Source organism: Leptolyngbya sp. AS-A5 (assembly GCF_039962495.1).
GTDB lineage: Bacteria > Cyanobacteriota > Cyanobacteriia > Leptolyngbyales > Leptolyngbyaceae > Leptolyngbya.
Genome location: NZ_JAMPLL010000011.1, coordinates 94,251 through 107,202, shown reverse-complemented (window position 1 = coordinate 107,202; position 12,952 = coordinate 94,251). Strand labels below are relative to the sequence as shown.

Annotated in this window: 11 protein-coding genes; all 11 read left to right on the top strand. The window is 54.3% G+C overall.

The features are described 5' to 3' along the window. Positions 1–38: 38 nt before the first annotated feature. The 11 genes from NC980_RS14615 (at position 39) to NC980_RS14565 (ending at position 12,557) form a co-directional block, all read left to right on the top strand. Positions 39–719 carry a VOC family protein gene (locus tag NC980_RS14615; RefSeq protein ID WP_190379264.1) on the top strand — a complete coding sequence of 227 codons (681 nt, stop codon included), beginning with the start codon at positions 39–41 and terminating at the stop codon, positions 717–719. Positions 720–844: 125 nt separating this feature from the next. Then, the gene (locus tag NC980_RS14610) at positions 845–2,197 is read left to right on the top strand and encodes an epoxide hydrolase (protein WP_190379263.1); all 1,353 of its coding nucleotides are present in this window, start codon (positions 845–847) and stop codon (positions 2,195–2,197) included. A gap of 81 nt (positions 2,198–2,278) precedes the next feature. Further along, a complete protein-coding gene (locus tag NC980_RS14605) occupies positions 2,279–3,283 on the top strand; it encodes a nitrilase-related carbon-nitrogen hydrolase (protein WP_190379262.1) in 1,005 nt (334 codons plus the stop codon). 42 nt (positions 3,284–3,325) lie between these two features. Then, positions 3,326–4,414: a redoxin domain-containing protein gene (locus tag NC980_RS14600; protein WP_199298746.1), complete on the top strand. Its 1,089-nt coding sequence runs from the start codon at positions 3,326–3,328 to the stop codon at positions 4,412–4,414. Between the two features lie 50 nt (positions 4,415–4,464). Continuing rightward, complete coding sequence (locus NC980_RS14595) at positions 4,465–5,400, top strand: NmrA family NAD(P)-binding protein (RefSeq protein WP_190379309.1); 936 nt, start codon at positions 4,465–4,467, stop codon at positions 5,398–5,400. Positions 5,401–5,475: 75 nt separating this feature from the next. After that, on the top strand, positions 5,476–6,945 hold the full coding sequence (gene msrA, locus NC980_RS14590) for a peptide-methionine (S)-S-oxide reductase MsrA (RefSeq protein WP_190379261.1): 1,470 nt from the start codon (positions 5,476–5,478) through the stop codon (positions 6,943–6,945). Positions 6,946–7,294: 349 nt separating this feature from the next. Continuing rightward, a complete protein-coding gene (locus tag NC980_RS14585) occupies positions 7,295–7,891 on the top strand; it encodes a redoxin domain-containing protein (RefSeq protein ID WP_190379260.1) in 597 nt (198 codons plus the stop codon). Positions 7,892–7,894: 3 nt separating this feature from the next. Continuing rightward, positions 7,895–8,947: an alpha/beta hydrolase gene (locus NC980_RS14580; protein ID WP_190379259.1), complete on the top strand. Its 1,053-nt coding sequence runs from the start codon at positions 7,895–7,897 to the stop codon at positions 8,945–8,947. 50 nt (positions 8,948–8,997) lie between these two features. Next, positions 8,998–10,362, top strand: a complete 1,365-nt coding sequence (locus NC980_RS14575; protein WP_190379258.1) for an epoxide hydrolase family protein — start codon at positions 8,998–9,000, stop codon at positions 10,360–10,362. 125 nt (positions 10,363–10,487) lie between these two features. Beyond that, the gene (locus tag NC980_RS14570; RefSeq protein ID WP_190379257.1) at positions 10,488–10,940 is read left to right on the top strand and encodes a cupin domain-containing protein; all 453 of its coding nucleotides are present in this window, start codon (positions 10,488–10,490) and stop codon (positions 10,938–10,940) included. Positions 10,941–11,180: 240 nt separating this feature from the next. Then, positions 11,181–12,557 (top strand): FAD-dependent oxidoreductase, encoded by a 1,377-nt coding sequence (locus NC980_RS14565; protein WP_190379256.1) that lies wholly within the window; start codon positions 11,181–11,183, stop codon positions 12,555–12,557. The last annotated feature ends 395 nt before the right edge of the window (positions 12,558–12,952 follow it).

Sequence of the window (12,952 nt, the reverse complement as noted above, 5' to 3'; positions counted from 1 at the left end):
ATCTGAAAAACAAACCTACCAACATAAAGGAGAACAAGATGAGTAGCAATCAAGTAAACCGTCCAAACATGAAGCTCGAAGTCGTGGTGTTTAACGTTTCCGACGTCGATCGCACCAAGGCATTCTACGAGAATCTTGGCTGGCGACTCGACATTGACCTTGCGGAGGGTGGCTACCGCAACGTACATGTGACACCGCCTAACTCGGACGCCTCGATCATCTTCGGCAAGGGAGTCGCTCAGAACAATCCTGGCTCGGTGCAAAACCTGGTTCTCGCTGTAGACGACCTCGACGCTGCCCGCAAAGACTTGAGCGATCGTGGTGTCAATGTGAGCGAAATCTTCCACTACGCTGGCGGTCCCTTCAACAACGCTGTGGAAAACCCGCGCGTCAGCGGACGTGATCCGGAAGGTCGCTCCTACTTCTCATTTGCCTCGTTTGAAGATCCGGATGGAAACGTCTGGTTGCTCCAAGAAATCACAACGCGGCTTCCTGGCCGCCTATGGGACCCTCCACAAGCAGAAGTTTCAACCCTTGCAACCCTGCTCCACGAGACGGCAGAGCGCCACGACCATTATGAGAAGACTCACGGTGAGCATCACTGGTGGGATTGGTATGCGCCCTATCTGAGTGCACGTCAGAATGGCAGCAGCCCAGAAGAGGCTGCGGCTGCAGCAGACCGTTACATGGAAGAGATTTTGCCTGTTCTTTCCAAATAATTTGGTCAGATTAGCATCTGCCAGGGCGGGTTCTGGACAACCCCACAACTCGCCCCCCCTATCACAGCCAAGTTATGCAGACAGACAATAAGTAACTTCAGTTCGATCCAATCGGAGAAAGATCAATGTCCGACAAAATCAACCATCAACGCCGCCGCTTTCTGGGTATTGCGGGCATAACGATCGCGGCTACACAGCTCGGTCGATTTGGTTCTGCCAATGCCCAATCAAGCCAAACGAAACCCGAGACCGCCACGACTCAACCCAGAACCGCGCAGACCACCGACCCTACTGCAATTCGCTCCTTTCGCATCAACATGCCGGAAAAGGCACTCGTCGACCTCCGTCGCCGCATTGCATCGACGCAATGGCCCGAAAAGGAGACTGTCACTGACCTGTCGCAGGGATTACCGCTCGCGACAATGCAAGAACTCGCACGCTATTGGGCGAAAGATTACAACTGGCGCAAGGTCGAGGCCAAGTTGAACGCTTTGCCGCACTTCATCACTGCGATCGATGGGTTAGACATTCATTTCATCCACGTTCGATCAAAGCATGAGAACGCCTTACCGCTCATCGTCACACACGGATGGCCTGGCTCAATCATTGAGCAGCTAAAGATCATCGATCCACTGGTCAATCCCACGGCACATGGCGCGAGCGCATCGGACGCTTTCCATGTAGTGATTCCGTCGATGCCAGGTTACGGTTTCTCTGGCAAGCCAACTACGACGGGCTGGGGGCCTGAGCGCATGGGCCGAGCCTGGGATGTGTTGATGAAGCGTCTCGGTTACATCCGCTACGTCGCTCAAGGTGGCGACTGGGGTGCCTTTGTCGTTGACCAAATGGGTTTGCAGGCTCCGGCCGGATTGCTTGCCATCCACACTAACATGCCTGCCACCGTTCCAGCTGACATTGATAGGGCGCTCCAAATAGGCAGCCCAGCGCCCTCTGGTCTCTCAGCTGAAGAACGGCGTGCCTATGAGCAGCTGGTCAGAACATTCAAGCAAGTTGACTACGCCAGAATAATGGCGTCGCGCCCGCAAACCTTGTATGGAATTGCAGATTCACCCGTCGGACTCGCTGCCTGGCTTCTAGACCACAATGATGCTGGCGGTCAACCAGCGGCGGCAGTCGTCGAGGCTCTGAACCGGACGACCAGCGCTACAGGCGAACTGACACGCGACGAGATCCTTGACAACATCACCCTCTACTGGCTGACCAACACGGCGGTCTCTGCATCCCGTCTCTATTGGGAATACAAGGGTGGCTTTTTCAACACTAAGGGCGTCTCCATTCCCGTAGCGGTGAGCGTCTTCCCCGGCGAGCAATATGAGGCTCCGCGAAGCTGGACCGAGCGGGCGTATCCCAAGCTCATTTATTACAACCAACTCGACAAAGGTGGACACTTCGCAGCCTGGGAGCAGCCAATGATTTTTGCTCAGGAACTTAGGGCAGGGTTCCGATCGCTGCGCTGAACCCCATATCAGATTCGGCTGATTTTAGGAAATCGGCTGTTACCGAAGATCGTTGTTATCCCCTGACATGAACAGTAAATTATGAAAGTTAAAGCCGCCGCCGTGCAGATCAGCCCCGTGCTATACAGCCGGCAGGGTACCGTTGAGAAGGTCGTGAAAAAGATCCGTGAGCTGGGCCAACAGGGCGTTCAGTTCGCAACCTTTCCCGAGACCATCATTCCCTATTACCCCTACTTCTCCTATGTGTTAGCCCCGTTCGCGTTAGCAAAGGAACATCTAAGGTTGCTTGAAGAGTCGGTTACAGTGCCGTCTGCTGAAACCCGGGCGATCGCCGAAGCCGCGAAGGAAGCAAACATGGTCGTTTCGATCGGCGTCAATGAGCGCGACGGTGGCTCGATCTACAATACCCAGCTTCTCTTCGACGCAGACGGGACGCTGATCCAGCGCCGCCGTAAGCTGACGCCGACTTATAACGAGCGGATACTCTGGGGACAGGGGGACGGCTCGGGCTTGCGCGCTGTTGATAGTACTGTTGGGCGCATCGGACAACTTGCCTGCTGGGAGCATAACAATCCTTTGGTACGGTACGCCCTGATCGCCGATGGTGAGCAAATCCACTCGGCGATGTACCCCGGCTCATTCGCCGGTCCGCTGTTTGCGGAACAAGCGGAAATTAACATTCGCCAGCACGCCCTTGAATCCGCCTGCTTTGTTGTCTGTGCAACCGCGTGGTTGGATGCCGATCAGCAGGCTCAGATCATGAAGGACACGGGTTGCCCGCTCGGTCCGATTTCGGGTGGCTGCTTCACGGCGATCGTGAGTCCCGACGGACAGATCATCGGTGAGCCGCTCAAAGCGGACGAAGGCGAAGTGATTGCCGAGCTTGACTTTGCCCAGATCGATGCCCGCAAGCGGCTCATGGACGCCCGCGGCCATTACAACCGCCCCGAACTGCTCAGTCTACTGATCGATCGAACGCCCGCATCACCCATTCATGAGCGTATCGTGCATGAGCGCATCGTGCCCCCCAAGTCTGATGTCTCGCGCGCGGTCGTTGATCAGGAAAGGACTGTCGCGGTCTTCTAATTCCATCGTGCCTACGGAGCACAACTACAGGGAGGTCGGCACGTGTTCGAAAAAATTAATCATAATCGTCGCTACTTTCTAACAACCATGCTTACAACTATTGCTGCCACCCAGCTTGGCAGGCTCGCCTGTACTAAACAGCAGGCTGCGTCAGCAACAGCTGAGTTACCGATTGAAGGCGAACTGCCTGCGCTGGTCGGCGCGATCGCGTGGCTTAATTCGCAGCCATTAACTGTGGGCGAACTGCGTGGAAAAGTCGTACTCATCAACTTTTGCACTTATACCTGCATCAATTGGCTGCGCCAACTCCCTTATGTGCGGGCGTGGGCCGCGAAGTATCAGGATCAAGGACTCGTAGTTATTGGTGTACATACACCGGAATTTGAATTCGAGAAGAATATCGATAATGTCCACCGAGCTTTGATGGATATGAGAATTGACTATCCAATCGCCGTAGATAACGACTATGCAGTGTGGCGTGCGTTCGCAAACCATTATTGGCCAGCCCTCTACTTTATCGACACGCAAGGACGGATCCGTCACCACCAATTCGGCGAGGGTGAGTATGAACAATCAGAACGGATTATTCAACAGCTACTGTCTGAGTCTGGAACTGGACGAGTTGCTCAGGAAACGCTCGAAGTCGAGGCTCACGGTTTTGAGGCTGCCGCCGATTGGAACAGCTTGAGATCGCCTGAAAACTACCTCGGCTACGAAAGAACAGAGAATTTTGCGTTTCCTGGTGCGGTGCGCAACCAGCCTCGTTTATATACCGCCCCTGCGCAATTGAAACTTAATCAATGGGCACTTTTGGGTGATTGGACCATTGGCAGACAAGCCATTGTTTTGAATAAGCCCGGTGGGCGGATCGCGGATCGCTTCCACGCCCGCGACCTGCATCTCGTCATGGGTCCGGCTGAGCCAGGCACGTCTGTGCGGTTTCGTGTGCTCATAGACGGACAGCCGGCAGTCGCGGCTCGCGGACTTGATGTTGATGAGCGAGGCAAAGGCACGGTTACCGAACAGCGGTTGTATCAACTGATTCGACAGCCACAGCCCATCACCGATCGACAGTTCGAGATCGAGTTTCTAGATGCTGGGGTAGAGGCTTTTGCGTTCACGTTTGGTTGATCCCGCAGACAGATACGTCCTCGCAACGAGTGACAAGAAGGTAAATGATGATGACGACAAAATCTACACAGAATAGCCCCATTCTCGTAACCGGAGCTGCTGGCGATATCGGTGCGATCGGTCGCAACCTCACTGCAATGCTGCTCGACAAAGGGCATCAGGTGCGCGCCTTAGTTCGGCGGGAGGATAAACGCGCTGAAGCTCTGCGCCAGCTTGGTGCCGAGGTTGTGCTGGGCGACTTGACTGATCTGGACTCGATGCACCGGGCGATCGGAGGTGTTAAGCGCATCTATTTCGGAATGTCAGTCTCGGCAGCGTATCTCGAAGCTACGGTCAACACTGCTGCGGTGGCGAAGCATCATGGCGTCGAAGCGTTCGTGAACATGTCGCAGATGACGGTGACGCAGATGAGCATCACCGAGACCACAGATAGCCCACAGCACAAACTGCACTGGCTTGCAGAACAGGCATTGGCATGGTCGGGGCTACCGATCGTCACAGTGCGACCGACGGTCTTCCTCGAAGGCTTCTTCCTGCGTCTCGCCGCCAATAGTGTCCAGGATAACAACGAACTGGCGCTGCCGCTGGGTAATAGCAAGACCTCGCCAATCTCGGCGGTTGATGTGGCGCGCGCTGTTGCCGTGATCCTCGATGACCCTGCCCCGCACATTGGTCAGGTTTACAATCTGACCGGATTTGAATCAGCCGATCTAGAGCACTATGCTCGCGCGTTTTCCAAAGCACTCGGCCGCCCGATCCGCTATCGTGATGTGCCACTCTCCGCTTGGAATGCAAAGTTGCGTGAGTTTGGCGTGCCAACGCACCTAATCAACCACCTCGCAGTGATGGCTGAACTTCATGCGCAGGGACGGTATGACCGCATGACGGATGACCTGTTTAAGCTCACTGGCAAGACGCCGACGAGCATGTACGACTTTGTGAAATTGCACGCTGCTGAATTTACGCCCAGTCAAGTCGCGGCTTGACGGTTTGATCGCTACGCTAGTTGGCTCACTACCCACAAACCGAAAAAATCCAAAACTACTTAAAAGAATGACATCATGACTCAATCAGAAGTTACACAACGAAACAACGGACAAGCATTTGATGAGAATGCGATCGGGAGAAATCAACCCAATACCGTCTCGTTACACACACCCATCCAGCCGCAATTCCGCACCATTAACGGGCTATCCATCCGTTATGCCGAGAGTGAGGACCCAGGGCGAGGTGTGCATGCTCTCCTTCTCAGTCCGTGGCCAGAGAGCTTGTATGCGTTTGAGCCAACGTGGTTGCAGCTTGCCGAGCACGCGCACCTTGTGGCGATCGACCTTCCAGGCTTCGGACACTCCGAGCGCCGCGATGCGCTCATGTCGTCGCGCGCGATGGGCGAGTTTATCGTGCGCGTCGCCGATGCGCTCGGGCTGGAGCAGCCGCACGTTGTCGGACCTGACGTCGGCACCAGTGCTGCACTCTTCGCCGCAGCCCTCTACCCGGGACGGTTGCGTAGTCTTGTGGTCGGGAGCGGGGGCGCGGCAGTTCCACTACAGCTAGGCGGACTATTGAAGGAGTGGGTCGAAGCCCCCGACCTTGAACCGTACCGCCACCTCGACGGGCGACAGGTTGTCAGTGCAGCGATCTCGAAGTTCGAGCGATACACGCCGACCGATGCCGCACGCGAGGATTACCTCTCGTCCTATGAGGGCGAACGGTTCATCGAGTCGATGCGCTACGTGCGTGCGTATCCGACGCAGCTCCCCGACCTTGCTGGTCTGCTACCGACGATCCAAACGCCAGTGCTGATCATCGCCGGACGACGGGATCACGTCGTGCCTCTGGTCAACGCGGAGTTTCTCCTCGAACGGCTGCCCGCGAGCAAACTTGCCGTCCTCGAAGCGGGGCATTTTACGTGGGAGGATGCTGCCGACGAGTATGCAGTGTTCGTCACGAACTGGTGGGGTGGAGGCTACGCGACTGCCGGGAACCAACCAAGCAACATGAACGAGGATGGAGCAGCTCACCCGGTGACGACCGCTGCACAACAGGTAGAGGTGGCCGTGCTTGCCGGTGGCTGCTTTTGGGGTGTCGAGGAGATCCTACGCGAGGTGCCCGGCGTAATCGACACTGAGGTCGGTTACACGGGCGGCTGGCTCGAGAACCCGACGTATGAGGACACGCACGACAGCCGATCCGGACACGCCGAGGCAGTCCGCGTGACCTTCGATCCATTGGTGCTTAGCTTCGAGGATCTGCTTGAGCGCTGGTTCTTCCGCCTGCACGACCCCACGACGCTCAACCGCCAAGGCAACGACATCGGGACGCAGTACCGCTCGGCGATCTTTCCGCAAACGGAGGAGCAGCAGGTGATCGCAGAACACGTCATTGCGCGTGTCGCAGAGTCGGGGCGCTGGAAGCGTCCGGTTACCACGAGCATCGAACCCGCCGCGACCTGGTACAGCGCTGAGCAGTACCACCAGGACTACCTACGCAAGTATCCTGGCGGATACACCTGCCATTACCTGCGCGATTAAGCAACCGATCGGCGCATCGACGTGGCGCGAATATTATCGTACCAGTCAACGCCTAAAACCAAGACCCAAAAGCCTTAGACCATAACTTGATCTACAGCATTCACACATTTGACGCCTCCTACATTACAGGAGTGGAACTCGCCGTTGATGGCGGGCAGACTCAGCTTTAAGAAGTCAATGCAGAAGGGCGCAAGATGAAACACCGTTACCAGAGCCAGCAGGTTGGTACATCAGAAGCAGCCCTTCCACATTCACAAGTGCAAGGATAAACCATCCTTTTCGGCACCCATCAAATCTTATGCACAGATAAACGGCTGCTTGTCCCTAACAGAATTTAAGGAGTTTTCCTATGCGCTCTGACATTGTTCCGGGGTCTGTCTTCCCCGACTACGAACTGCCCGACCACACCACAAAGCGCCGGAAGCTCTCCGAGCTGCAAGGTCAACATCCGATGATTCTCGTCCTCAGTCGCGGCGGATTCTGCCCCAAAGACCGCCGACAGGCTGAAGGATTGGTTCAACTCCATCGTGAGATCGAGGTTGGCTATTGCCGTCTGGTCACGATCAGTACCGACAACATCACTGAGACAAATGAATATCGCAGCGGTGTCGGTGCCCACTGGCCTTTCCTCTCCGATGCGGGACGCAAAATCCAGAAAGATCTTGACATCGCCGAATACACCGACCCGCTCCATAATCCCATGATCCCCTACACGATCGTCCTGGAACCGGCTCGGGTCATTCACAAGATCTATATGGGCTACTGGTTCTTCGGGCGACCCACTCTGGAAGAGCTGCGTCAGGACCTGCGCGCCGTGCTTAAGAAATGTCGATCGGACTGGGACATCACCACACCTGAACTGAAAGCGGCGTGGCAAGAAGGATGCAAGGAACTCTTCTACCCGTACGGCAAAACCTACGCCCAAACGATCGGCGAACAGGATTAGAAAATGTTTGAAAAAATCAACCAACAACGCCGCCGCTTCTTAGCCACCGCAGCTATGACCATTGCGGCTACACAGCTCGATCGATTTGGTTCTGCCAACGCCCAATCAAGCCAAACAAAACCAGCCGTTCCGTCCATGATGAAGTCGGGGACAAACACATCATTTGGCTCACTCAAGCAGATCGATGCCGGTGTCCTGAATGTTGGATACGCTGAAGCGGGTCCCGCGAATGGTCGTCCGGTAATCCTCCTGCATGGCTGGCCCTACGACATTCACAGCTATGTCAATGTTGCTCCTCTGTTAGCGTCGGCGGGGTACCGGGTGATCGTCCCGTATCTGCGCGGCTATGGCACAACGCGCTTTCTTTCGAGCGAGACACCCCGGAATGGGCAGCAGTCGGCACTTGCAGCCGATGTCATTGCTTTAATGGATGCGCTCAAGATCGAGAAGGCGATCATTGGCGGGTTTGATTGGGGAGCGCGAACAGCCAACATCATCGCGGCACTCTGGCCCGATCGCTGCAAGGCACTCGTTTCTGTTAGCGGTTATTTGATCGGCAATCCTGAAGTCAACCAGATGCCGCTGCCGCCCCAAGCCGAACTTCAATGGTGGTACCAGTTTTATTTCGCAACCGATCGAGGGCGTGCAGGCTATGAAAAATACCGCCGCGATTTCAACAAGCTCATCTGGAAGCTTGCTTCGCCGCAATGGAACTTCGATGACGCAACATTCGATCGCAGCGCCGCATCCTTCAACAACCCGGATCATGTCGCCATCGTGATCCATAACTATCGCTGGCGGCTTGGACTGGCTAAAGGCGAGCCGAAGTATGACGAGTTTGAGAAGCGGCTGGCTGCATTCCCCGCGATCGCCGTACATACCATCACGCTAGAGAGTGACGCTAATGGCGCGCCACACCCAGATCCCAGTTCCTACACCAAGAAATTTTCGGGTAAATATTCGCACCGCACGATCAAAGGCGGCATCGGGCACAACCTGCCGCAAGAAGCACCGCAGGAGTTTGCCAAAGCTGTCATCGATGTTGACAGTTACTGATCGGGTTCAGCCTGCGTCGTGAGGACGATTTGCAGTAAGGAGAAAACACCATGTCTAAACTGAAAAAAGTTCGTTACAGAACCAAAGCCCACACCTCAGGTGCTTTCGTCCTATCGCGACTCCTCGTCGGGTTTCTGGTAGCAACAGTGTTTCTGGCACTGCCCACTCTTGCGCTGCAACCCGTCCAGCTCAGTGTACCAACCCAGATTGCGGACAAGGCGATCGCAGACAATGCCATCCGTCCCTTCCGCGTCCATGTCCTGCAAGCGGCGATCGACGATCTTCGCCGACGCATCAAGGCGACTCGCTGGTCTGACCAGGAGACGGTCGCCGACCAGTCGCAGGGTGTGCAACTAGCGACGATGAAGGAACTCGTCCGTTACTGGGGAACGGAGTACGACTGGCGGAAAGCTGAGGCAAAGCTGAATGCCTTACCGCAGTTCATAACGAACATTGACGGCTTGGATATTCACTTTATTCACGTCCGCTCCAAACACCCAAATGCATTGCCGTTGATCATCACACACGGATGGCCCGGATCGGTCATTGAACAGCTAAAGGTCATTGGTCCGCTGACCGACCCGACTGCATACAAGGGACAACCAGAGGATGCCTTCGATCTGGTGATTCCATCGATTCCCGGCTACGGCTTCTCCGGCAAGCCGACGGGCACTGGTTGGGACCCCGATCGCATTGCACAAGCCTGGGCACAACTGATGCAGCGCCTCGGGTACACCCGCTACGTTGCCCAGGGCGGCGACTGGGGGTCTCCCATCACTAGCGCGATGGCGCGCCAGGCACCAGCAGGATTAATCGGCATCCACATCAACTTACCAGCGACGATCCCGCCCGACGTAGCCCCAGTGCTTGCCAGCGGCGGACCTGCGCCAGCGGAACTCTCCGAGAAGGAACGCGTGGCGTTCAACTCACTTGACATGTTTAATAAGAAAGACCGAGCCTACGCCCTGATGATGGGCACACGTCCACAGACGATCGGGTACGGTCTGACGGACTCACCAACCGGACTCGCGGCGTGGCTGCTCGGGCATCCAGGCTTCGCGCAGTGGACATCCAGCAGCAGCAATTCCGAAAAGTCCCCGACGAAAGATGAGGTGCTGGACGACATTACGCTGTACTGGCTAACAAACAGTGCCGTCTCGTCAGCTCGGCTGTACTGGGAGAACAAAGCCAGTCTCTTGAACGCGATCGCGCAGAAGACTGACGAAATCTCGCTCCCGGTCGCCATCACGGTATTTCCGGGGGAGATCTATCGAGTGCCAGAGACGTGGGCTCGGCGTGCCTATCGCAACTTGAGCTACTTCCATGAGGCTGACAAGGGCGGTCACTTCGCCGCGTGGGAGGAGCCTCAGCTCTTTTCTAAGGAAATCCGCGCAGCGTTCAGGTCACTGCGTTAGTTAAAGAGAGATTGCAGCTTTGGATCAATCAAGGCATTCCTAACTCTGAGTTGGAAATTATTGAAGCAGCGATCGACAGCAGAGATTTCACATTCACTAACTCACGCATGAATCGGAGTAATGTCATGACACAATCTTTCTGGCTTTTAGGCTCTCGCCTCAATATCATTGCCGATCACACCACCACTGGAGGGCAGTACGATCTGATCGAAGGCTACTTCCCACCGGGTACACAAACACCACTCCATCGTCACACGCGCTATTCCGAACAACTCTATGTGCTAGAAGGAGAGTTTACGGTCTGGGCAGGTGAACACAAGTTTATACTCAGTGCGGGTGAAAGCTTTTTGATTGCTCCTGGCACACCGCATGCGATCGGTGTACTCAGCGATCAACCTGCTCGTGGATTGGTTGTTGCTGCGCCCAGTAGCTTTGCTCAGCTGATTGCAGCAGTTGGCACCCTGGATGAAACAGCAGCACCGGATATGGCACTATTCGAACGCATTTCTGCCGAGATTGGTGACGAAATTTTGGGTCCGCCCGGAGACTTACCTTCAGCACAGGCTGTGAGAACATAACAATCCTCACAGCTCCAGACAAAAGTTCTTGAAGCCAATCAATTCTCGTGCGTTTGCAACGCAATTAATTCATTACAAACAGCAGATAAGGAGAATAAGAAGACTCAATGTGATGACATCTGCATCCCAAGTGAATGTCCGAACCAATAAAAATTACAACCGGAATGGAATTTAACGAAATTTAGTAGCATTCATGCAATGCAATTGCTCACTCTATCAACTTTATTAACAGAGGTAACTATGAAAACAGCAGATTTAATTGTGATTGGAAGTGGTCAGGGTGGAGTTCCACTTGCGGCTGACTTTGCTAAAGCAGGTAAAAACGTCGTTCTATTTGAGCGCGATGCGTTGGGTGGCAGTTGTATCAACTATGGCTGTACGCCTTCTAAAGCCTTTTTAGCTGCTGCTCATGCCGCAGGTCGTGCTCGACAAGCCGCAAAGCTCGGCATACAGGCGCAGGTTGAAGTCGATTTTCCGGCAGTGATGGAGCGGGTGCGTGGCATTCGCAGCCAGTTTAATCAGGGCACTAAACGGCGGCTAGAGAGTGCTGGGGTTAAAGTCGTTTGTGCTGAAGCCACGTTTACCGGAGAGCGAACGGTCAGCGGAGGCGGGGTGACGGTGCAGGCTCCCATCATTGTTATTAACACCGGCACATCCTCCACCATTCCTGACTTTCCTGGTTTAGCAGGAACGCCTTATCTCACCAACCGAAATTTCTTTGATCTGCAGCAGATGCCGCCCCGGTTGCTTGTAGTCGGCGGGGGCTATATTGCCTTGGAGTTAGGGCAGGGAATGGCGCGTTTAGGCAGCCAAACCGAATTAATTGTGCGAGGAGATCGCCTGCTAGCTCAAGAAGAATCCGATGTCAGTGCTGTGCTTTTAGATGCCTTCAAGCAAGACGGAATTGGACTGCATTTGAATACGAAGGTTCAGCAAGTTGCTTACACGAACGGTGTGTTTACGCTAACGCTAAGTAATGGCGAAGTCCTTAATGGCGAAGCATTGCTGATTGCAACTGGACGCAAACCAAATACTGGGGCCTTGAATTCTGCGGTGACTGGTGTTGAATTAGATGCACAAGGATTTATTAAAATCGACGATCAGTTCCAGACGACCTGCTCTGGCGTTTATGCGATCGGAGACGTTGCCAAGCAGCCTGCGTTTACCCATGTTTCTTGGGAAGACTATCGCCGCTTGAAAGCGATTCTGTGCGGCGAACACCGGACACGCAATGATCGGGTCTTGGGCTATGCCGTTTACACAGAGCCACAAGTGGGTCGAGTGGGCATGACGTTAGAGCAAGCTCAGCAACAGGGCATTGCGGCTCGCGAAGCCATGCTGCCAATGGCTTATATTGCTCGTAGCATTGAGTGGGGGCACGATCTGGGTTTCTATCGGATGGTCATCGACACCGAGACGAATTTGATTTTAGGAGCAACGCTGGTTGGATATGAAGCGGCTGAACTGGTGCATATCTTTTTGTCATTGATGGAAGCGAAAGCAACGTGGCAGGTACTCGAACAATCGGTTCACATTCACCCAACCTATGGTGAAGCGTTGCCCAGTCTCGCGAGGCTGTTGATTGGAGAGGATATGCCAACGTGTCCCAACATGTAAGAAAGGAACACTTACGCTGATTAATGATAAAGCATATATTTGCCGCTCCATGTTTAAAGAAAATTCCTGCCATAGCAGCAAGCATTTTCTTTAAGGCACAAAAGTGCGACATTAAATGTCGCACTTCGCAAATTAATGCCGCGTAAAATAGTGAGATAGAGTCCTTATCTGATAGGACTCTTAGGATTTTTAGTAGGAAAACGACATTTGAAATTCTTCGCAAATTGAGTGTCGCAGAGTTAATTTTGCAAATTGGGTGTCGCTTCTCACTCAAAAAATCCTTCGCAAATTAAGTGTCGCTCTTAGAATTGTTTTTGCTGTAGCGATCACTTCCTTAAAAATTTCTGACCCACCGCTCTCAAATCAGAAGATCGCTTCGCAAACTGGATGTCGCT